General features: G+C 70.7%; 19 protein-coding genes and 1 pseudogene. 13 read left to right on the top strand and 7 right to left on the bottom strand.

Features of this window, described 5'->3' with window-relative positions; translation table 11 throughout:
• Positions 1 to 125: 125 nt before the first annotated feature.
• The 6 genes from BL253_RS34955 to BL253_RS34930 all read left to right on the top strand — a co-directional run bounded on the left by BL253_RS34955 (position 126) and on the right by BL253_RS34930 (position 4,807).
• Positions 126 to 890 carry an SDR family NAD(P)-dependent oxidoreductase gene (locus BL253_RS34955; RefSeq protein WP_076821997.1) on the top strand — a complete coding sequence of 255 codons (765 nt, stop codon included), beginning with the start codon at positions 126 to 128 and terminating at the stop codon, positions 888 to 890.
• Positions 887 to 1,543, top strand: a complete 657-nt coding sequence (locus BL253_RS34950; RefSeq protein ID WP_096336158.1) for a carboxymuconolactone decarboxylase family protein — start codon at positions 887 to 889, stop codon at positions 1,541 to 1,543. The genes BL253_RS34955 and BL253_RS34950 overlap by 4 nt, the downstream gene beginning before the upstream one ends.
• Before the next feature lie 12 nt (positions 1,544 to 1,555).
• A complete protein-coding gene (locus tag BL253_RS34945) occupies positions 1,556 to 2,815 on the top strand; it encodes an aromatic ring-hydroxylating oxygenase subunit alpha (protein ID WP_076821994.1) in 1,260 nt (419 codons plus the stop codon).
• A complete protein-coding gene (locus tag BL253_RS34940; protein ID WP_076821992.1) occupies positions 2,812 to 3,156 on the top strand; it encodes a hypothetical protein in 345 nt (114 codons plus the stop codon). The genes BL253_RS34945 and BL253_RS34940 overlap by 4 nt, the downstream gene beginning before the upstream one ends.
• Positions 3,157 to 3,242: 86 nt before the next feature.
• A complete protein-coding gene (locus BL253_RS34935) occupies positions 3,243 to 4,451 on the top strand; it encodes a metal-dependent hydrolase family protein (protein WP_476644136.1) in 1,209 nt (402 codons plus the stop codon).
• Positions 4,452 to 4,495: 44 nt separating this feature from the next.
• Positions 4,496 to 4,807 (top strand): DUF4286 family protein, encoded by a 312-nt coding sequence (locus BL253_RS34930; protein WP_076821988.1) that lies wholly within the window; start codon positions 4,496 to 4,498, stop codon positions 4,805 to 4,807.
• A gap of 152 nt (positions 4,808 to 4,959) precedes the next feature.
• On the opposite strand, the gene BL253_RS34925 is transcribed toward BL253_RS34930, so the two are convergent.
• The 4 genes from BL253_RS34925 to BL253_RS34910 form a co-directional block, all read right to left on the bottom strand.
• The gene (locus tag BL253_RS34925) at positions 4,960 to 5,802 is read right to left on the bottom strand and encodes a TIGR03620 family F420-dependent LLM class oxidoreductase (protein ID WP_076822019.1); all 843 of its coding nucleotides are present in this window, start codon (positions 5,800 to 5,802) and stop codon (positions 4,960 to 4,962) included.
• Positions 5,803 to 5,940: 138 nt separating this feature from the next.
• Positions 5,941 to 6,996 (bottom strand): SDR family oxidoreductase, encoded by a 1,056-nt coding sequence (locus tag BL253_RS34920; protein ID WP_076821986.1) that lies wholly within the window; start codon positions 6,994 to 6,996, stop codon positions 5,941 to 5,943.
• A gap of 139 nt (positions 6,997 to 7,135) precedes the next feature.
• Entirely contained in the window at positions 7,136 to 8,800 is a 1,665-nt protein-coding gene (locus BL253_RS34915) for an alpha-amylase family protein (protein ID WP_241835419.1), read from the bottom strand.
• Between the two features lie 212 nt (positions 8,801 to 9,012).
• Positions 9,013 to 9,951, bottom strand: a complete 939-nt coding sequence (locus tag BL253_RS34910) for a ribose-phosphate diphosphokinase (protein WP_076821984.1) — start codon at positions 9,949 to 9,951, stop codon at positions 9,013 to 9,015.
• A gap of 418 nt (positions 9,952 to 10,369) precedes the next feature.
• Between BL253_RS34910 and BL253_RS34905 the strand changes: the two genes are divergently transcribed.
• Complete coding sequence (locus BL253_RS34905) at positions 10,370 to 11,344, top strand: alpha/beta hydrolase (RefSeq protein WP_076821982.1); 975 nt, start codon at positions 10,370 to 10,372, stop codon at positions 11,342 to 11,344.
• Positions 11,345 to 11,434: 90 nt separating this feature from the next.
• Complete coding sequence (locus BL253_RS34900) at positions 11,435 to 12,112, top strand: maltokinase N-terminal cap-like domain-containing protein (RefSeq protein ID WP_076821981.1); 678 nt, start codon at positions 11,435 to 11,437, stop codon at positions 12,110 to 12,112.
• Between the two features lie 183 nt (positions 12,113 to 12,295).
• On the opposite strand, the gene BL253_RS34895 is transcribed toward BL253_RS34900, so the two are convergent.
• Positions 12,296 to 13,438: an epoxide hydrolase family protein gene (locus tag BL253_RS34895; RefSeq protein ID WP_076821979.1), complete on the bottom strand. Its 1,143-nt coding sequence runs from the start codon at positions 13,436 to 13,438 to the stop codon at positions 12,296 to 12,298.
• Between the two features lie 518 nt (positions 13,439 to 13,956).
• Between BL253_RS34895 and BL253_RS34890 the strand changes: the two genes are divergently transcribed.
• From BL253_RS34890 to BL253_RS34880, 3 genes are all read left to right on the top strand, one after another.
• Positions 13,957 to 14,727, top strand: a complete 771-nt coding sequence (locus BL253_RS34890; RefSeq protein WP_076821977.1) for a VOC family protein — start codon at positions 13,957 to 13,959, stop codon at positions 14,725 to 14,727.
• Between the two features lie 152 nt (positions 14,728 to 14,879).
• The gene (locus BL253_RS34885) at positions 14,880 to 15,191 is read left to right on the top strand and encodes an antibiotic biosynthesis monooxygenase family protein (protein WP_013423807.1); all 312 of its coding nucleotides are present in this window, start codon (positions 14,880 to 14,882) and stop codon (positions 15,189 to 15,191) included.
• A 281-nt stretch (positions 15,192 to 15,472) separates the two neighbouring features.
• The gene (locus tag BL253_RS34880) at positions 15,473 to 16,474 is read left to right on the top strand and encodes an NAD-dependent epimerase/dehydratase family protein (RefSeq protein WP_198946521.1); all 1,002 of its coding nucleotides are present in this window, start codon (positions 15,473 to 15,475) and stop codon (positions 16,472 to 16,474) included.
• 136 nt (positions 16,475 to 16,610) lie between these two features.
• Here the strand turns inward: BL253_RS34880 and BL253_RS44350 are convergent, their stop codons facing one another.
• Positions 16,611 to 17,021 (bottom strand): excalibur calcium-binding domain-containing protein, encoded by a 411-nt coding sequence (locus BL253_RS44350; protein WP_241835417.1) that lies wholly within the window; start codon positions 17,019 to 17,021, stop codon positions 16,611 to 16,613.
• A 608-nt stretch (positions 17,022 to 17,629) separates the two neighbouring features.
• Here BL253_RS44350 and BL253_RS45955 point away from each other — a divergent pair.
• Together BL253_RS45955 and BL253_RS34865 are read left to right on the top strand one after the other, a co-directional pair.
• Positions 17,630 to 18,124 (top strand): CoA transferase, encoded by a 495-nt coding sequence (locus BL253_RS45955; RefSeq protein ID WP_076821971.1) that lies wholly within the window; start codon positions 17,630 to 17,632, stop codon positions 18,122 to 18,124.
• Positions 18,036 to 18,878 carry a CoA transferase gene (locus BL253_RS34865; protein WP_076821969.1) on the top strand — a complete coding sequence of 281 codons (843 nt, stop codon included), beginning with the start codon at positions 18,036 to 18,038 and terminating at the stop codon, positions 18,876 to 18,878. Before BL253_RS45955 ends, BL253_RS34865 begins: the two co-directional genes overlap by 89 nt.
• A 555-nt stretch (positions 18,879 to 19,433) precedes the next feature.
• On the opposite strand, the pseudogene BL253_RS34860 reads toward BL253_RS34865, so the two are convergent.
• A pseudogene (locus BL253_RS34860) lies at positions 19,434 to 19,811 on the bottom strand (ISAs1 family transposase); the annotation flags it as partial.

The raw sequence follows: 19,811 nt of genomic DNA, 5'->3' as shown, positions 1-19,811 counted from the left end.
GGTAGTGATGCGCGTCCGCGAGGCGCTGACGCCGGAGGAGGTCGACGAGGGCTGGKTGCTCACGTGCCAGGCGGTGCCGGTCATCCCGTCATCGAAGTCGTCTTCGAGTGAGGAAGGACAGAACGATGCCGCGTAGCAGGGCGCGACAACCGCGCGTGRCCGTGGTCACCGGCGGAGCGTCGGGTATCGGTGAGGCCACCTGCCATCACCTGGCCGAGCGTGGCCATCGCATCGCCGTGCTCGACCTCGACGGCCATGGCACGCGGCGGGTGGTCAAGGAGCTTCAGGCCGAGGGGAGCGAGGCGCTCGGCTTCGCGGTCGACGTCACGGACCGTCCCGCGCTCGACGCCGCCTTCGCCGAGATCCGCTCGGCGCTGGGCCCGACGGAGATCCTGGTGACCAGCGCCGGCCTCGTGGACTTCCAGCCGTTCGAGCGGATCACGCTCGAGCAGTGGAACCGGGTCGTCGAGGTGAACCTCACCGGCACCTTCCACTGCTGCCAGGCGGCGGTGCCCGACATGGTCGCGGCCCGGTGGGGCCGGATCGTGACGATCTCGTCGTCGAGTGCCCAGCGGGGCTCGCCGCAGATGGCGCACTACGCGGCGGCCAAGGGTGGCGTGATGACGCTGACCAAGTCGCTCGCTCGTGCCTACGCCTCCCACGGCATCACGGTCAACTGCGTTCCGCCGTCGGGGATCGAGACCCCGATGCAGCACCATGACCAGGCCGCGGGAAACCTGCCGTCCAACGAGGTGATGGCCGCGGGCATCCCGTTGGGTCACCTCGGGACCCCGGACGACCTGGCGGCGGCGGTCGCCTTCCTCGCCTCGGAGGAGGCCGGTTTCATCACGGGCCAGGTACTCGGGGTCAACGGCGGGTCCGTGCTGTGAGACCTGCCTTCACCCCGCGGATGGGGCCGCTGCCGGTGTCGGAGTGGACTGAGGAGGACCGCGAGCTGCTGCGCGGCAACCTGCCCCGTGCCGACCGCTACCTGTCGGGGGAGGCGGACGCGCCGCCGATGCCGGCGATCCTCGGCCTGTTCGCCCGCCATTCCCGGGTGGGTGCGCCCTGGCTCGCGTTCAGCGGGACGCTGCTCGACGACGGCGCGCTCGATCCGCGCGACCGCGAGCTGCTGATCCTGCGGGTCGGCCATCGGACGGGCTGCCGCTACCAGTGGGCACAGCACGTCGGCATGGCGCAGGCCGCCGGGCTGACGCTCGAGCAGATCGCGGCCGTGGCCGCGGGCTGCGTGGCTGATGGTGCCGACGCGGCCGGCACCGCCGGCGTGTGGACGGACCGCGACCGTGACCTGCTGCGTGCCGCCGACCAGCTCGTCGACAACCACGTCATCGACGACGCCACCTGGGCGCGCCTGGCCGCGCACCTCGACGAGCGCCAGCTCCTGGAGCTGACCTTCGTGGTGGGCAGCTACGTGTGCCTCGCCATGGTGCTCAACAGCGTCGGTCTGGAACCCGCGGCCCTACCAGACCCGGACGACGCGAAAGACAGCCGTGCCGTTCCCGACGCCGCGCCGATCCCCTGAAGGAGGCAGCGCATGCCACGTTTCCCGAAACCACCGGAAGGCAGCTGGACCGAGCACTACCCGGAGCTCGGCACCGGCCCGGTGTCCTACGAGGACTCCATCTCGCCCGAGTACTTCGAGCGTGAGAAGGAGGCCATCTTCAAGCGGGCCTGGCTGAACGTCGGCCGGGCCGAGCAGCTTCCGCGCGTCGGCAGCTACTTCACCAAGGACATCAAGGCCGCCCACGCGTCGATCGTCGTCGTGCGGGACAGGAGCGGCCAGATCCGGGCCTTCCACAACATGTGCCGCCACCGGGGCAACAAGCTCATGTGGACCGACGACCCGAAGAACGAGAGCCAGGGCGTCTGCCGGCAGTTCACCTGCAAGTACCACGGCTGGCGCTACGACCTCGACGGCTCGCTCACGTTCATCCAGCAGGAGGGCGAGTTCTTCGACGTCGACAGGAGCCAGTGGGGTCTGGCGCCGGTGCACTGCGACGTCTGGGCGGGGTTCATCTTCGTGAACTTCTCGCGGGAGCCGTCGCAGTCGCTGCGGGAGTTCCTCGGGCCGATGGTGACCGACCTGGAGRGTTACCCGTTCGAGCGGATGACGGCCCGCTTTGGGTACAGCACCACCGTCGGGGCGAACTGGAAGCTCTTCATGGACGCCTTCGCGGAGTTCTACCACGCCCCGGTCCTGCACGGGAACCAGTCGCCGGAGAAGTACTCGAAGGCCGCCGTGCAGGCCGGTTTCGAGGCGCCGCACTACCAGATCGAGCGCCCGCACCGGCTGGTGAGCACGTCCGGCGTCCGTTTCTGGGAGATGGGCGCCGACATGATCAAGCCGATGGAGGCGATGACCCGCGGCGGCCTGTTCGGCCCCTGGGACAAGGCCGAGCTCGGCGAGATGCCGAAGGGCCTCAACTCGGCGAAGTGCGACCCGTGGGGGCTGGACTCGTTCCAGCTCTTCCCGAACTTCGTGATCCTCATCTGGAGCCAGGGCTGGTACCTGACATACAACTACTGGCCGACGTCGCACAACACGCACGTCTTCGAGGGCAACGTCTACTTCCTGCCGGCGACGAACGTCCGTGACCGGATCTCCCAGGAGATGTCGGCGGTGACGTTCAAGGAGTTCGCGCTGCAGGACGCGAACACGCTCGAGGCCACCCAGATGATGCTGGAGACCCGGTACGTCGACCGGTTCCTGCTCAATGATCAGGAGATTCTCTGCCGCGCCCTRCACGCCGAGGTCCGCGACTGGATCGACACCTACGAGGGAGCGGCCCGGTGAGTGGGGGAGCAGGCGCGTTACTGCCGGCCGAGTTCGCCGACCTCGAGCCGTTCGCCGTGAAGTGGTGCCTGCCGACCGAGCCCGAGCGGTACAGCACCCGGCTGGCCAGCACCACCGAACAGATGCAGGTCTTCTACGACGCGATCACCCCGCGCCTCGAGGACGCGATGTCCTACCTGGAGAAGCTGCCGTACGACGCGCTGCCCGACGACGCCACGAACCTCCTGTACCTGCTGTACTCGATGATCCAGGCGTCGTTCCCCGTCGAGATCTGGCACCAGCCGAAGGTCCCGGACACGGGCGCCACCAGCTTCGACTGCTTCGTGGAGCCGGCGCCGTGACCACGCCGACCACGCCGACCACGCCGACCACGCCAACCGCATCGACCGCATCGACCGCATCGACCATCCTGCGGGCCGAGCGGTGGCTGGACATCGACGCCGACGAGGTCCGGTCACCCGCGGTGATCCTGATCGAGGGCAACCGGATCGCGGCGGTCAACCCGGCCCAGCTTCCCGCCGGCGCCACCGAGATCGACCTGGGCGACGTGACGTTGCTGCCCGGGCTGATGGACATGGAGCTCAACCTCCTGATCGGCGGGCCGGAGACCCCCACGGGCCTGCCGTTGCCGATGCACGGCGTCCAGGACGACCCGGCGTACCGGACGTTGCGCGCCACCATCAACGCCCGCAAGACCCTGCTGGCCGGGTTCACGACCGTGCGCAACCTCGGCCTGATGGTCAAGACGGGCGGGTATCTGCTGGATGTGGCGCTGCAGCGCGCCATCGACCAGGGATGGGTGGAAGGCCCGCGGATCGTCCCCGCGGGGCACGCGGTCACCCCCTACGGCGGCCATCTGGACCCGACGGTGTTCCAGCGCCTCGCACCGGGGATCATGCCGCTGTCGGTCGGCGAGGGGATCGCGAACGGCGTCGACCAGGTGCGCTACTGCGTGCGCTACCAGATCCGCCACGGCGCCAAGGTGATCAAGGTGTCCGCGTCGGGCGGTGTGATGTCGCACAGCACCGGTCCCGGTTCCCAGCAGTACTCCGACGAGGAACTGGCCGCGATCGCCGACGAGGCGCACCGGGCCGACATCCGCGTGGCCGCGCACGCGGTGGGGGACCGGGCGGTGCGGGCGTGCGTCGAGGCCGGGATCGACTGCGTCGAGCATGGTTTCCTGGCCAGCGACGAGACGCTGAAGCTGATGGCCGAGGCGGGCACGTTCCTGGTGTCCACCACCTACCTGACGGACGCGATGGACGTCGCCAGGGCGGCGCCGGAGCTGCAGGCGAAGGCCGCCGTGGTGTTCCCCCAGGCCAGGGCCATGCTTCCCCGCGCCGTCGCGGCCGGCGTCAAGATCGCCTGCGGTACCGACGCCCCCGCCGTTCCGCACGGCGACAACGCCAAGGAGCTGGCCGCGCTGGTGACGCGCGGCATGACCCCGGTCCAGGCGCTGCGCGCGGCCACCGTCACGAGCGCGGAACTCATCGAGCGCGACCACGAGCTGGGCCGGCTCGCCGAGGGTTACCTCGCCGACGTCATCGCCGTTCCCGGCGACCCGACCCGGGACATCACCGTCACCCAGGACGTGCGGTTCGTCATGAAGGACGGCCGCGTCCACAAGGGTGCCTGAACGCCAACCCGAAAGAGTCTCACGACTTGTTAGGAGCTCCGCATATGGCCAGTGGCGTGCTCATCGTCGAATCGCGCCCCGCCTCACCCGACGAGCTGGCGGCATATCACGACTGGTATGACCACAGGCACCTTCCCGAGATCCTGAAGGTCGAGGGCTTCGTCTCCGCCCGGCGGCTGGAGTCCCTCGACACCGACACCTTCATCGTGATCTACGAGATCGACGGCGACGTCGAGGYGGCCAGGGCGGCGCTGGGCGAGGCACAGGCCGCGGGCGCGCTGTCCCGGCCGGAAGGCGTGCAGCTCAGCCCGCCACCCACCGTCCGCTACTTCCGCCAGATCAGCGCCGCCGAATAGCCCGCCCGCGCCCCAAGCCCCGCATCGGCCCCGGCGCCCGACGGCCCGCCGCCCGCGGACACCGTTTCCAGCCCGGTCGGACGAGGCCTTCCCGTACGTCGGTGTCGGCGTGCGGGAAGGCCCGCGTCCGGTCGGGCGCCGAGCGGCCTGGCTCAGCTGAGCAGGGCCTGCGCGAGGCGGGACTGCCACGCGGTCGTCGCGTCGGCGTCGCTGTCCGCGGGCAGCCTCAGGCCGAGCACCACGTGGTCGGCCCCGGCCGCCTGGTACTCGCGGATCCGCGCGACGATCGACTCCAGGCCGCCCCACACGGTGATGCCGTCCACGAAGGCGTCGCTGAGCCCGGTGATGTCCGCCTCGCCGAATCCCATGCGGACGAAGTTGCGGCGATAGCCGGGGCGCGTCGTGAAGAAGCCCACCGAGGAGCGGGCGAGCTCCCGGGCCGCGTCGGGGTCGGAGAGAGGAATGACCGGCACCAGCACCGCGAGCGTCGGGTCGTCCCCGAGCAGCTTGCGGGCCTCGGCCACGTAGTCCGTGGTCACCAGGTAGGGGTAGGCGCCGGCCGCGCGGCCGCGGGCCAGGTCAAGCATCCGCGGGCCGAGCGCGGCGAGGATCCGTTCCGACGCGGGTACCGGCGGCGTCGCCGTGTCCAGCGCGTCCAGGTAGGCGTTGAGCGTCGGCAGCGGCTTCGGGCCGTGCGCGCCGCCGAGGCCGACGACGAAGCGGCCGGGATGGTCGGCCGCCAGCGCCGCGTGGGTGGCCACGACCTCGGCGGCCGGCACCTGGGTGACGCCGACGATGCCGCTCGCCACCCGCAGCGACGAGGTGCCGCGGACGACCCGGTCGATCTGCGCGAGATTGTTGCCCTGGCCGCCCGGCAGCCAGAGTGTCTGATATCCCAGTTCCTCCAGCCTGGCGGCGGCGTCGATCTCCGCGGCCGGTTCCGCTGTCGCGTCGAGGGCAAGGCCGGCGATACCGATTGGTCCCGCAATGGTCATGACCAGCGCCAACGGGCCTCGCCGGCGAACTGTTCCCGGCTCGGACAAAGTTGGGTCGAAAGTTTCGCCGCGTTTTCCGGGTGGGTGATCCACCGCTGGTCGGTGACACAGGTTTGTGTGCGGACGGTAAGTCTCCGATTAATTGTCGCGGCGATGTGCCAGGAGCCAGCCGGCCGTCGCCGCCGCGGCCGCCGCGCCGCTGGTGGCGGCGGCGAGCACGCCGTGATGCTGGGAGGCCCAGAGCTGGGGGTCGTGGCTGTGGGACCGGTCGTCGAAGGATCCGTGCGCGCCGAAGTCGCGCCCCCCGGGTGCGTCGGCGGGCTTCCACAGGTTGCCCGGCTCGTCGGGGTCGTGCTCGGCGTCGGTCTGCTGGGCGTCGAAGCCGGTGCGGGCCAGGTAACGGTCGAGCAGGCCGGGCGCGACCGCGTTGGCGGCCAGGGTGGCGGCGGTGCTGGTGCCGACCCAGTACTCGCGCCGGCGGGGGTGGTCGGCGGCGTGCAGCACCGCGCGGGCGGCGAGCTCGGGCTGGTAGATCGGCGGCACCGGCTGGGCCTGGCGGGGCAGCCGGGACAGCAGCCAGGTGAACTGCGGGGTGTTGACCGCCGGCATCTGCACCATCGTGACGCGAACGTTCGAGTGTTCGTGCAGCAGCTCGCAACGCAGCGCCTCGTGGAAGCCCTGGATGGCGTGCTTGGCACCGCAGTACGCGGTCTGCAGCGGAATGCCGCGGTACGCGAGAGCGGAACCGACGTGCACGATCGTTCCGTGGTCGCGCGGCTTCATGTACCGCAGCGCGGCCATCGTTCCGTAGACGTAGCCGAGATAGCTCACCTCGGTGGCCCGCTGGAACTCGGCCGGCTTTATCTGGCTGAAGGGCGCGAACACCGAGCTGAACGCGACGTTGACCCACACGTCGATCGGGCCGAGCTCGTCCTCGACGCGCCGGGCCGCCTGGGCGACGGCGTCGGCGTCGGCCACGTCGACCGGTATCGGCAGCGCCCTGCCACCCGCGTCGGCGACCTCGCCGGCGGCGGCGAGCAGGCCGTCCTCGCCCCGGGCGAGCAGGCCGACCGACGAGCCCCGGGCGGCGAACGCCCGGGCCGTCGCGCGCCCGATGCCGCCGCTCGCGCCGGTGACGACCACCGTCCGCTGATCGGGCCTTCCTCCCTTACGGCGTCCGTTCCACAGAGGCATCGGTGTCGGCTCCCTTCCCACGGATTCCCGTGGATTCCTGTTCCGCGGAGGCCAGCGCGGGCACCTCGTCCCTTGGCGTCCCTGCCGGATTCCCTTGGCGTCCCTGCCGGAACTTCCCCTGTCGGCCCGGTCGGAATCCTCAGCCGCGCCGGGCCAGCCGGAACCAGCGATAGCCGTACCGGCCCAGCTCGACGCCCTTCAGGTCGCTGCCGGGCGGGGCGTAGCCGTGGTCGGCGAACAGCTCGACCGGGTCCTGGTCCTGGCCCGGCTGGCGGCCCAGGTCGACGGTCACCGGTTCCTCGGCCAGGTTGTGGATGAACAGGACCGTCCCGCTGTCGGCGTCGAACCGGACGGCGAGGACCGAGTTCGCCTTGACGGGCAGGACCTGCCACCGGCCGAGCCCGGTCTCGGGGCATTCGCGGGCGGAGCGGATCATGCGTTCGAACCAGGACAGCAGGGAGTCGGGCTGCGCGCGTTGGTGAGCCACGTTCACCGCCGGKTATCCGAACTCCCCGCCGCTGACCACCGGCCGCACGAGCGCGTCCGGTGAGGCGGACGAGAAACCGCCCCCGTCCGAGGCGGACCACTGCATCGGGGTGCGGATCGCGTTGCGCTCGGGCAGGCTCAGGTCGTCGCCCATGCCGATCTCCTCGCCGTAGCGAAGAACCGGGGTCCCGGGCATGGTGAACTGCAGCGAATAGGCCAGCTCGATGCGGGCCCGGTCGCCGCCGAGCATCGGCGCCAGGCGACGGCGGATGCCCCGGCCGTAGAGACGCATCGACTCCTGCGGGCCGAACGCGTCGAAGACCTCGGCCCGCTCGGCGTCACTGAGCCGGCCCAGGTCGATCTCGTCGTGGTTGCGCAGGAACGTGCACCACTGGCCGCCGGCCGGCGGCACGGGGAGGTCGGCGAGAGCCTTCCGCAGCGGGCGGGCGTCCTGGCGGGCGAGCGCGAGCATCGTCGCCTGGTTCAGGCCGAACGCGAAGATCATGGGCAGGCGGTCGGCGGACTCGCCGTCGCCGAAGAACCGCCCGATCTCCTTGTCGGGCACGTTGGCCTCGGCGAGCACGACGGCGTCGCCGCGCCGCCAGGCGATATGCCGGTACAGCTCGGAGAGCATCGGGAAATCGAGCGGGGGAGTGGGCTCCCCGGGCTTGGTCTCCTCGATGACGAACGGTGCCGCGTCCATCCGGAAACCGGCGACCCCGAGCTGGAGCCAGAAGGCCACGATCTTCTTGATCTCGGCGCGGACGGCGGGGTTCTCGCTGTTGAGGTCGGGCTCGAAGTCGTAGAAGCGGTGGTAGTAGTACGACGCGGAGTGCCGGTCGTAGGTCCAGGTCTCCTTCTGCACGCCCGGGAACACCATTCCCTGGTGCCGGTCGGGCGGGGCGTCGTCCGACCACACGTACCAGTCCCGGTAGGGCGACGCGCGGTCGGCGCGGGCTTGCGCGAACCACGGATGCTCGTCGGAGGTGTGGTTCACGACGAGATCGATGATGACCCGGATGCCGAGGTTGCCGGCCTGGTGGATCAGCTGCGCCAGGTCGCCGGGGCTGCCCAGCCGCGGGTCGACGCCGTAGTAGTCGGTGATGTCGTAGCCGTCGTCGCGGTTCGGGGTGGGGTGGATCGGGTTGAGCCACAGGCAGGTCACGCCGAGGCGGGACAGGTAGTCCAGCCGGCTGACCAGTCCGGGCAGGTCGCCGACACCGTCGCCATCACTGTCCTGAAAGGTTTCTACGTCGACGCAGTAGATCACTGCCTGCCGGTACCAGCGATCGTTCACGTCGCCGCTGTGCCCGGGCACGAAGACGCCAAACCGGGGCGTTCGTGATGGGGCGGCGACCGGGGTGCCGTCGTMGCCTCGGGCTACCGCGAGGACCCCGGGCCCTGAGCCGCGGCCGCCGAGAAGCGACGGGACCTCGCCCGCGGCCGGCTCGTTCCCGACGATGATCGGCCGCGCCCAGGAAGCGGCTCGAGACGTTTCATGCCGGAGTCCGTGAGCGGTTACCCGCCGGCTCAGTCGAACAGTGAACTGACCGACTCGCCGTTGTGGATGCGTCGCATGGCCTCGGCCAACGCGGGCGCGATGGACAGGATCTTCAGTTTGGAGACCTGCTCCTCGGCCGGGATGGGAACGGTGTTGGTGCAGACGATCTCGAGAACGTCGGGCTGGTCGCCGATGCGCTTGAGCGCGCCGCCGGCGAACAGGCCGTGGGTGCAGGCCACCCGGATGGAGCGGACACCGATGTCGCGCAGCCTGTCCAGCAGCTCGAGGACAGTGCTGCCCTTGGCGATCTCGTCGTCCAGGATGATGATGTCGCGGTCGGCCACGTCGCCGATGACCGCGCTGATGGCGACCCGGTCGTCAGCGAACCGCTGCTTGGCACCGGCCGCGACCCGGACTCCCAGCCGCCGGGCGAAGCTCGCCGCCTCCTTGGCGTTGCCGAGGTCGGGTGAGACCACGGTGGTGTTCGAGAGGTCATACTGGCGGAAGTGCTGCGCCAGCTCACGCAGCGCGTGGAGATGATCGACGGGGACGCTGAAGAAGCCGTGCACCTGCGGGGCGTGCAGGGTCATCGCGAGGATCCGGCTGGCTCCGGCCGTGACCATCAGGTCGGCGACGAGCCRCCCGCCGATGGAGATCCGCGGCTCGTCCTTCTTGTCCGACCGCGCGTACGAGTAGTGCGGCATGACAACCGTGGTACGCGCCGCGGACGCGCCCTTCGCCGCGTCGATCATGAGCAGCAGCTCGACCAGGTTCTCCTGGACCGGCCGGACGAGCGGCTGGACGATGAAGATATCCCGTTCACGGCAGTTCTCCTGCAGCTGCACCTCCAGGCAGTCATTGGCGAAGCGGTTGACGCGAACCGGCGACAACGGCGTCTGGAGGTGTCGGCACACCTCCTCCGCCAGCTGCCGATGTGCACTTCCGCTGAACACGACAATCTCTCGCACGAACCACCCCTGACATTGGTGCGACGCTGCGGGCAGCCCCATCATACAGGTGGGATCTTGCTGACCTGGCCGATCGGCTGCCCGGTGAGGATCCGGAGCGCAATCCCAGCCCCGTCGTCACGGCGGGATCGCCGGCCGGAATATCGCCAGCAGATTCCGACAAACAAACGAGGTGGACGCGGCGGTAGGAGGATTTGATTTACGCCGTGAAACAACGTCCGGCCGGCGCCGCACTCCGGTGCGACGTCACGGTGCGGTGACACGGCACGTCACGGTGCGGTGCAGTGCGGTGACACGGCACGTCACGGTGCGGTGCGGTGACACGGCAACGCAAGGCACGGTGCGGTGCGGTGGCGCGACGCGGTCGCTGGGCAGCCGGTTGGGTGGGTCGCCGCCCGACGATGGGACGATCCCCAGCGTGCGGCCGAGCAGACGGACGGTACTGCTGGCGGCGCCGACGTTCGCGGCCGGCGCTGTCGGCGGCGCGCTGTGGGCGAGACGCTCCGGCGACGCCGCGGCCGGTACTGCGGGCTCCGCCTCGGGTGGCGACCTGCCCGGGGCGACGGACGACGTGGGCGGCGGCGCGCCGGGTGGGGTGGCGGCGTCGACCGGCGACGGTACGGCGGTGATACCGCGCGGACCGGCGGTGGTGACGCGGACGACGTTCCGGAGCGCCGCCCGGGGCCGGGACGTGTCGATGGCGGTCGTCTCGCCGGTCACGGGCGCCGACGACCTGCCGGTGTGCCTCGTCCTGCATGGCCGTGGCGACGACGCGCCGCGCGGAGTAGCGCTGCTTGGCCTGGATACCGCGCTCGCGGACGCGGCGCGGGCCGGAGTGACGCCGTTCGTCGCCGTCGCGGTCGACGGCGGTGAGACCTACTGGCACCCGCGGGCGTCCGGGGACGACCCTGAACGGATGATCCTGTCCGAGGTCCTGCCCCGCCTCACGGATCAGGGGCTGCGTACCACCCGGCTGGCGGCGATGGGCTGGTCGATGGGCGGCTACGGCGCCCTGCTGCTCGCCCAGCGCCACCCGGACCTCGTTGTCGCCGTGGCGGCGAGCAGCCCGGCGATGTGGCGCGCCTCCGGCGCCAGCGCGGCCGGCGCGTTCGACTCGGCCGCCGACTTCGCCGCCCATGAGGTCCTGGGGAAGCCGCCGGCGCCGGGCGTGGCCTACCGGATCGACTGCGGGCAGAGCGACCCGTTCTACGCGGTCTCCCGCCAGGCCGCCGACGAGCTGTCGGCCACCGAACGCGGATTCGGGCCCGGCGGGCACGACCCCACGTTCTGGCGCTCAGCCCTCCCTGCCCAGCTCGCCTTCGTCGGCCGCGCGCTGGCGCCCGCGGCGTCCCCCTCACCCCCACCGCCCGCATCCCGACCCGCCGCTGGATGACGCGTCTGACCAGGCTGTCGCGCCCGGGCGGCCGGGTGCCGAGCCGTAAGGCCAGCGCGGCGAGGTGAGTCCGGCGACGATAATTCCGGTATGTCGACGATCCACAACACCACCATGGCCCCGTCAAAGCTGGAGCTGCTGACGGCCTGGCTCCCCGGTCAGCCCTGGTACCTCGACTCCGGCCAGACGCCGCGGCTCACCAAGGCCGGCGGGTTCCGGCTCGACGATCCGGCCGGCGAGGTCGGCATCGAGTTCATGATCGTCACTGACGCGGCCGGCGGCGACCCCGTGAGCTACCACGTGCCCATGACCTACCGCGCGGAGGCGCAATCCGGCGCGGAAGCCGGCCTCATAGGCACGTCCGAGCATGGCGTGCTCGGTACCAGGTACCTGTACGACGCGACGTACGACTGGGTGTTCGTCACCCAGCTTGTCGCGCTGATGCAGGGGCAGGCCGCCCCGCAGGCGCAAAGTCTCAGCGACACCCCGGATCCGACCGTGCGCAGCCAGCCGGTCCTGCCCGGCCCCGGCCTCGTCGTCACCGGCTGCTCGCTCGCCAGCAACGGCCCCGACGGTACGAGGCTGCGGATCTCGACGACGGACGCCGACGACGTCCCGACGGACCTCCTGCTGCGCGTCGTCCGCGCCCTCCCGGCCCGCCCGGTGGCCGTGGACCAGTCCGGCGGCCACGTCCAGGTTCCCTGGCGTCAGGGGGACGGGACCGAGTCGAGCGCCGCCATCGTCACCGCGTCCCCGGCGGTCGACTAGCGCCGCGGCCGGCGACCTCGGCTCGTTTCGGGATAGTCCCTCAAGATCAGTCAGACGTTGCGTGCCGCCGGTGACGCGCAACGTCTGACCGATCTTGATGTCGACGGTGCCCTACCGGATAGAGCCTGCCGGGTCGTGGCAGGCGGCAGGTGGCGGTGACAGGTGGCGGGTGTGCCTCGGTACTCAGGTGAGGTCGGCGAAGAACTGCCGGAGGTCGTCGGTCACCAGGTCGGGGTGGGTGGTGTAGGCGAAGTGGCCGCCCCGGTCGAACTCGGTGTAGCGCACGACGTTGTTCGCGCGCTCCGCGAATGCCCGCACGGTCCGGTAGTCCTCGGGGAACACCGCGACCGCGGTCGGCACCTTGTTCGGCAGCTCGCGGTAGCCCGCTCCGCTGCGCGCGTCCTCGTAATAGTGCCGTGCGCTCGACACGCCGGTACGGGTGAACCAGTAGATGCTCACGTGGGTCAGATAGGTGTCGACGTCGAGGTGGTCGGCGTAGTCGCCCCAGCCGGTCCAGAGTTCGGCGTTCCACGCCAGCTGGCCGATCGGCGAGTCGGTGAGCCCATACCCCAGGGTCTGCGGCCGGGTCTGCTGGATCTTCTGATAGCCGGCCTTGCTCTGGAAGTCCGCGGTGCTGCCGGACAGGCTCTCCCGGTCCGCCTCCGACAGCCCGGCCAGCTCCGCCGGGTCGCCGGACGGGAACGCGAAGATCTGCAGGAGGTGCACCCCGAGTAGCCCGTCCGGCGCGAGGATGCCGAGCTCTCGCCCGACCAGGGCGCCGGCGTCGCCGCCGACCGCACCCCACCGCTGGTATCCGAGCCGTTCCATCAGCGCGGCGAACGCGCGGGCCATCCGTGCGCTGTCCCACCCCCGCTCCGCCGGGGGGCCGGAGAAACCGTAGCCAGGCAGCGAGGGCACCACGACGTGGAACGCCCGCGCGGGGTCGGCGCCGTGTGCCCGCGGGTCGGTCAGTGGCCCGATCATCCCGAGGAACTCCACCACCGAGCCGGGCCAGCCGTGCAGGAGCAGCAGGGGCAGCGCACCCGGTTCGGCGGACCGCACGTGCAGGAAGTGGATGTTCTGCCCGTCGATAGTCGTCGTGAACTGCGGGATCTCGTTGAGCCGCGCCTCGTGCGCCCGCCAGTCGTAACCGGAGCTCCAGCGCTCGGCCAGCCTGCGCACCACCCCGAGAGGCATGCCGTAGTCGGTACCGGCGCCCGTCACCTCGGTCGGCCAGCGGGCGGCGGCCAGGCGCGCGGCGAGATCGTCAAGGTCGTGGCGCGGGATGTCGATACGAAACGGCTGGACGGCTGGTGAAGTGGTCATGTCCCGACCGTAGGAGCGATTCCGGCCGGGTCTTGACCTAAAGCGGCGCCGGCGATCCTCGGCGCCGCGGCAGCGATGATCCCTCCCGCGCGATCATTCATGATCGTGACGGCCGTGTTGTCGCGGTCGTGATTTGACCGGGTCCACGACCGCGGCGACACGGTGGCGGCGATCTACCGGCCGCGGGCGGGTGGTCGCCAGTCGGCATGGGGACCGGCGTCCGGTCGCGTTTCGACTGCCACTTCAGCGAGGATCCGCGAGAAAGGTCTCAGCTCGGGACGCCGCCAGCGGTCGTGATGCTTGTGGACCCGCCGCTCTGGCGGATGTCGCCGTGTACAGGTACGCAAAAATTCACCTATTCGCTGACCGTTTGCGCCGGCGTTGGCGATCGGCGCGCGCCAATGGGCCGCGGGCTCGTCGACGGGAACCCGCGGGTCCCGGAAACTGTCATACCTGCCCGCTACCGTCCTTCGCAGGACACGCAGGGGTGTCCGTCAAATGTGCGGGAGGTGGTCGTAATGGCCGAGTTCACGTCCTACGAGCCGGGAACGCCTTGCTGGGTAGATCTTGGCAGCCCGGATGTGGAGGTCTCCAAGGCCTTCTACGGCAGCCTGTTCGGCTGGGAGGCGAACGTCTCGCCGGATCCGGCGGCGGGCGGCTACACGTTGTTCACCTTGCGCGGCAAGCAGGTCGCGGGCCTGGGCCCGCTGTTCGCCGAGGGACAGCCGGCCGCCTGGAGCACCTATGTCCGGGTCGACGACGCGGACAAGACGGCCGAGGCCGTGGTCAGCGCCGGCGGCCAGGTCGTCGTCGCGCCGATGGACGTTCTGGACGCGGGCCGGACGGCGGTGTTCCTCGACTCCGGCGGTGCCGCCATCTCCGCGTGGCAGCCGGGGGCGCACAAGGGAGCCGAGCTGGCGAACGAGCCGGGTGCCTTCTGCTGGAACGAGCTGGACACCCGCGACGTGGCCGCGGCGAAGGCCTTCTACCCGGCCGTCTTCGGCTGGACCACGAGCGACTCGGGGGCCGAGGGCGGCCCGATGGAGTACTACGAGTGGAAGCTCGGCGGCGCCGTCATCGGCGGGATGATGCCCATGCCCGACCTGGTGCCCGCCGAGGTGCCGTCATTCTGGTTGACGTATTTCGCCGTCGCCGACACCGATGCGGTCGCCGCGAAGACCGTGGAGCTCGGCGGGTCGGTCATCCTCGGGCCGACCGACATTCCGATTGGCCGGTTCGCGATTCTCACCGGCCCCCACCAGGAGACGTTCGCCATCATCAGGCTCTGACCCGACGGATGAGCCAGCGGTAGGGAGCGGGCGGTGGGCGTGACGCCGCCCGCCCGGCTGCCTGCGCCGCCTGCCGTCGCCCGCCGCTGCCGGCGAGCGGCGGCAGGCGGTGGACCTACGCGGACCATCGTGTTGGCCGTAGGCTGGGCGACGTGACTGTCGTGAAGATCAATGCGATCGAGGTTCCCGAGGGCGCCGGCCCCGAGCTGGAGAAGCGGTTCGCGAACCGGCTGCACGCGGTCGACGGGCAGCCAGGCTTCGTGTCGTTCGAGCTGCTGCGGCCGGTGAAGGGCGACAACCGGTACTTCGTCGTGACGCACTGGGACAGCGAGGAGTCGTTCCAGGCCTGGCTCACCGGGCCGGCCATGGAGGCCCACTCGGGGGAGCGCGCCCGCCCGGTGGCGTCCGGCTCGTCGCTGCTGGAGTTCGAGGTCGTCCAGCGCTCGGTGGCGGGCGGCTCCTGACGGGTCCGTCTGACCGCCGTACCACCGCTGCCTTTGACATTGGCACCCGGATCGTCCTGACTGCCGTGGGCAGCCGTGCGCCGAGACGGGCCGTACGCCGCTGAACTGGGAAAATCGGGCTGTGGTACCTATTGTTCGCGCCCGCTTGTCCCGGCGGCTTTCGGGAAGGGCCGACTCCGAGCCGGAGTAGCCACCGCCACTCGCACCGCCGGTGGGGCAAGGCAGCCGAACGAGGCGACACTGCGGTCGGACGCGAACACATCTGAGGAGACGGTCGGGTCGTGGGCGGCACACAGCTGGTTATGGGAGCGAGTGGCTTCCTGGGTTCGCACGTCACGCGGCAGCTGGTGGAGCGCGGCGACGACGTCCGGGTGTGGATCCGTCGAACCAGCTCGACGCGAGCCTTCGACGACCTGTCCGTGGAGCGCCACCACGGCGACCTGACCGACGACGACGCGATGCGCGAGGCGATGAACGGCGTCGACACCGTGTACTACTGCGTCGTCGACACCCGGGCCTGGCTGCGCGACCCGGCGCCACTGTTCGCCACGAACGTCGACGGCCTGCGGCACGCACTGGACGCCGCCCTCGAGGCGAAGGTGCGGCGCTTCGTCTTCTGCAGCACGGTGGGCACGATCGGCCTGTCGCCGGACGGCGGCACGGCCAACGAGGACCATCCGCACACCTGGCAGCACCTGGGCGGCCCGTACATCCAGGCGCGCGTCGCCGCCGAGGAACTGGTGCTGAGCTATCAGCGCGAGCGCGGGCTCCCCGCGGTCATCATGTGTGTGTCGACGACCTATGGGGCGCCGGACTTCGGCTCGCCGCACGGCCAGATGGTCGCCGGCGCCGCGCTGGGCACGCTGCCGATCCACTTCGGCGACACGTCGATGGAGGTCGTCGGCATCAAGGACGCCGCGCGTGCCTTCCTGCTCGCCGCGGAGAAGGGGCGCGTCGGCGAGCGCTACATCATCAGCGAGCGGTACATGACCTGGAGGGAGCTGGTGACGACCGCCGCGGAAGCGGGCGGCGTGAAGCCGCCCCGTTTCGGGATCCCGCTTCCCATGATGAAGGCGATGGGCCGCGTCGGAGACGTGGCGGGGCGCGTGCTGCGCCGCGACATGCCGATGACCAGTGTAAGCGTGCGGCTCACGCACTTCATGCCGCCGCTCGACCACGGCAAGGCCACCCGGGAACTCGACTGGCACCCGTCCCCGACGCCGGACGCCGTCCGCGAGGCCGCGAGGTTCTACGTCGAGCAGAAGCGGAAAAGCGCTCCCTGACCGTAACGCGTGACCGCCCGGTCATCGTGGAAAGCGCCGGGAGAAATCCGCCGCGAAGTGCGTCGGCGTACGCGCCGCAGGTCCGCGCCGGGGCGTCCATCCTCATGGATGGACGCCCCGGCACCTGGCCGAGTGTTCAGCTCTCGCAGGCCGTCCCGTCATCGTCCCTGTCGAGTGCCGCTCGATACCCGGGATCTCCCCGGTGCAGCGGTGCGGCGCCGGCGGCCCGGGCGGCCGAGCAGTTCTCGTAGTACACATTGGCCGGCTGCGGGGCGGGCTGCTGCTCCTGTTGCGGCGCCTGCTGTGGCGGCGGCGCGGCCGCCGCCGGCGGTGGCGGGTCGGTGTGCACAGGCTGGTTCTGCGCTGGCTGGTTGGCCGCCGCGGGTGCTGCCGGTGGCTGCGTCGTCCTCTGCGCGGCCAGGCTGGCCGGGGCCGGTGCGGACGACGCTGTGGCGGGCGCCAGCGGCGCCGCCGGTGGCGTCGTCGCGGCTGGCACGGTCGACGCTGGCGCGGAGGGCGTCGCGGTGCCGGTCGAGACTGTCGCCACCGGAGTAGTTGTCGTCGCCGTATCCGCTACCGTGGCCTTTTTGTCTGATTTGGGCAGCGCAAGACCGAGTACCAGCAAAAACAGAAACAGTCCGCCGATGGCGCCCGCTGTGATCTTTGCGATTCGTCGCCAGTTTCGCCCCGGTTGACCGGGACCCCCGTATGCCATTTCCAACCCCCCTGTTGGTGAGGCCGGCAGTATATGGGTGCCCATCGAGCAATCCGATGGAGGGTACGCCGTGTCTTCCGGTTTTCGATGAGCATCCGGGACGAGCGGCGTGCTTGCGGGTGTCCGGAGATGTCGTCGAGACCCGGCGGTGGCCGACGCGTTATCACCGCCTGCCGACGGATGGTCTGGCGTTGTGTGTGCCGAGGCCCAGAAAATCATTGTGATGATTGATGAATCGCTGCGGCGTGACGCGCGGCGATGCCTGACGGCCGCGTTCGCCGATCTGGTCGGTATCGCCTGGCGCCCCGGCGCGCGCGAACAGGCGCCGGGACGCTCGCGGATCGAATGCGGGGAGTGGCATCTGCCGTTACCGTCAGGCCCCTGTCGCCCGCGCGTCCTCGTCCGATGGGCGGCGCTGGCCTAGGAAAGGGAGTGCCTGGATGGGCGGGCCGCTGGACGGCGTGAAAGTGGTCGAGCTGGGGGTCGTGGTGGCCGGGCCGGCCTGCGCCGGGATCCTGCTCGACTGGGGCGCCGAGGTCGTCAAGGTGGAACCGCCGGAGGGCGACCCGCACCGCGGGAACACCATCACCGCGTTGTTCGAGCTGGACAACCGGGGCAAACGCAGCGTCTGCCTCGACCTGAAGAACGAGGCCGCGCGCGAGGTGCTGTTACAGCTGCTGGCGGGCGCGGACGTACTGGTCACGAATCTGCGGCTGGCCGCGCTCGCCCGGCTGGGCCTGGACTACGAGACCCTGTCGGCGCGGTTTCCCCGGCTCGTCTACGCCGCCGCGACCGGATACGGCGTGACCGGAGCCCGGAGCGGGCGCGGACAAGCCCGGGTACGACATGGGCGCCTACTGGTCGCGCGCGGGAATCGCGTTCGCGCTCACCCAGGAGGGAACGCCGCCGCCGGTCTCCCGGCCGGGCCTGGGTGACCATCCGACCGCGATGGCGCTCGCGGCGGGTGTGTGTGCCGCCCTCGTCGAGCAGCGCACGCACGGCCGCGGGCAGTTCGTGACGACGTCGCTGCTGCGGACCGGTGCGTACACGATCAGTTGTGACCTGGCGAGCCATGCGCGGGGCCAGCTCGCGACCCCCGGGCTGAGCCGGATGATGTACAACCCGATTCTCGCCGTCTACCAGGCCGGCGACGGCCGCTGGTTCTGGCTGCTCGGGCTGCAGGGCGCCCGGCACTGGCCGAACATAGCCCGCGCGGTCGGCCGCCCGGACCTGGCCGACGACCCGCGGTACGCGACCATGGCGGCCCTCGGCAGGAACCGCGGTGAGGTGCTGGCGTTGCTCGACGAGGCGTTCGGGCGTGAGCCGCTCGACCACTGGGCGGAGGCCTTCGCGCGGCACGACGTCTGGTGGGACCCGGTGCAGACCTTCGACGAGGTGCTCGCCGACCCGTTCGCGCACGCGGCCGGCGTCTTCCGGCCCGTCGCCGCCGCCGACGCCGTGGGGGACGCCGCCGGAGACGGGGACGTGACCGGTGAGAACGACGCCGCGGGACCGACAGGCGACCGCCAGGTCGTCACCGTCGCGACCCCGGTCGACTTCTCCTCGTTCCAGCCCGGTGACGCCCCGCGCGCCCCGGAGATCGGCGAGCACACGGAGGAGGTCCTGCTCGGCCTCGGCTTCGACTGGCCGCGGATCATCGCCCTGAAGGACGCGGGCGCCATTCCCTAGGGTCCTGGGCTGTCCATGCGCGCGGTAGGCGGCGAGGGTATGGAGAACCCCGGGGTCTCGTCCGCGGGCCCCGGGGGGTTCTGTTCGCGCTCTTGGCTCAGATGAACGACGTCAGCCGAGATGACGCCGCTGGGCCGACTACCACGGCGGGTCCTCGGCGCGTCGCCGGAAAAATCCCACACGTTCAGCCCGGACTGGCCAGCCCATCCTGGCAATCCCGCGCGCGGTCTTCTTCGGGGAAAAGGGCCGGAACAGGAGGCCGACCGGGTCTTCATTCTGATCGCAGAAAACTATCAGCGTCTTCCTGGGGAGCACCAGGCGCACTCGTTCGCAGCGAACGTGCGAGACCCGATGCCGAGGGACGGCGATCGGTTCGCGGAGGGGGCGCCACTGTATACACCTGTCTGTCGCGACGAACAGCCGGTGGTTCCACAACCGCTGGAGTCGAAGTATTCTTTCGGAGTCGAACGCCCCCCCAGAAGCAAGGCTCCGGCACGCTCGCGTTCTGACTGGACCTGTCCATTGATGTTCGATGTTGGTGGTTTGTCCGGGTTGTCATGGGAAGCCGTGGAGGTCGAGCGCGGCGGTGGCGGTCTTGTGGGCGCGGYGGCCGGCGGGGACRCTGCGATGGCCGACGCGGCGCAGGGTGTCGGCGACAGTGCTACGGAAGATCGCGAGTACGGCCGGGCCTCGGCCGGTTCGGCTGGTGCTGCTGTCCTCGCCGAAGGTCACGTCGCGGACGTAGTGCTGCTTGACCTCGATGTGCCACTGGCCTCGGGCGAGGTCGGCCAGTAGCGCGGGGCTGGCCTGCTCGGCGGTGGCGTCGGTGATCGCGTAGACGGTCTCGCGGCTGGCGTCGCGGCCCTTCTCTCTGCGCCAGCGCTGGACCCTGATCGCCTGACAGGCGTGGGGAAAGTCGATGTTGTCGATGGT

Origin of the sequence: Pseudofrankia asymbiotica, from assembly GCF_001983105.1 — a bacterium.
In the GTDB taxonomy this organism is placed as follows: Bacteria; Actinomycetota; Actinomycetes; order Frankiales; family Frankiaceae; genus Pseudofrankia; species Pseudofrankia asymbiotica.
Note: the sequence above shows the minus strand (reverse complement) of the source record. Positions and strands in the feature narration are given on the sequence as shown.

Coding starts and splice junctions, on each gene's coding strand:
- BL253_RS34890 (WP_076821977.1), top strand. CDS start 13,957: ATGGCCGAGTTCACGTCCTACGAGCCGGGAACGCCTTGCTGGGTAGAT.
- BL253_RS34925 (WP_076822019.1), bottom strand. CDS start 5,802: ATGACCATTGCGGGACCAATCGGTATCGCCGGCCTTGCCCTCGACGCG.
- BL253_RS34920 (WP_076821986.1), bottom strand. CDS start 6,996: ATGCCTCTGTGGAACGGACGCCGTAAGGGAGGAAGGCCCGATCAGCGG.
- BL253_RS34895 (WP_076821979.1), bottom strand. CDS start 13,438: ATGACCACTTCACCAGCCGTCCAGCCGTTTCGTATCGACATCCCGCGC.
- BL253_RS34865 (WP_076821969.1), top strand. CDS start 18,036: ATGGGCGCCTACTGGTCGCGCGCGGGAATCGCGTTCGCGCTCACCCAG.
- BL253_RS45955 (WP_076821971.1), top strand. CDS start 17,630: ATGGGCGGGCCGCTGGACGGCGTGAAAGTGGTCGAGCTGGGGGTCGTG.
- BL253_RS34900 (WP_076821981.1), top strand. CDS start 11,435: ATGTCGACGATCCACAACACCACCATGGCCCCGTCAAAGCTGGAGCTG.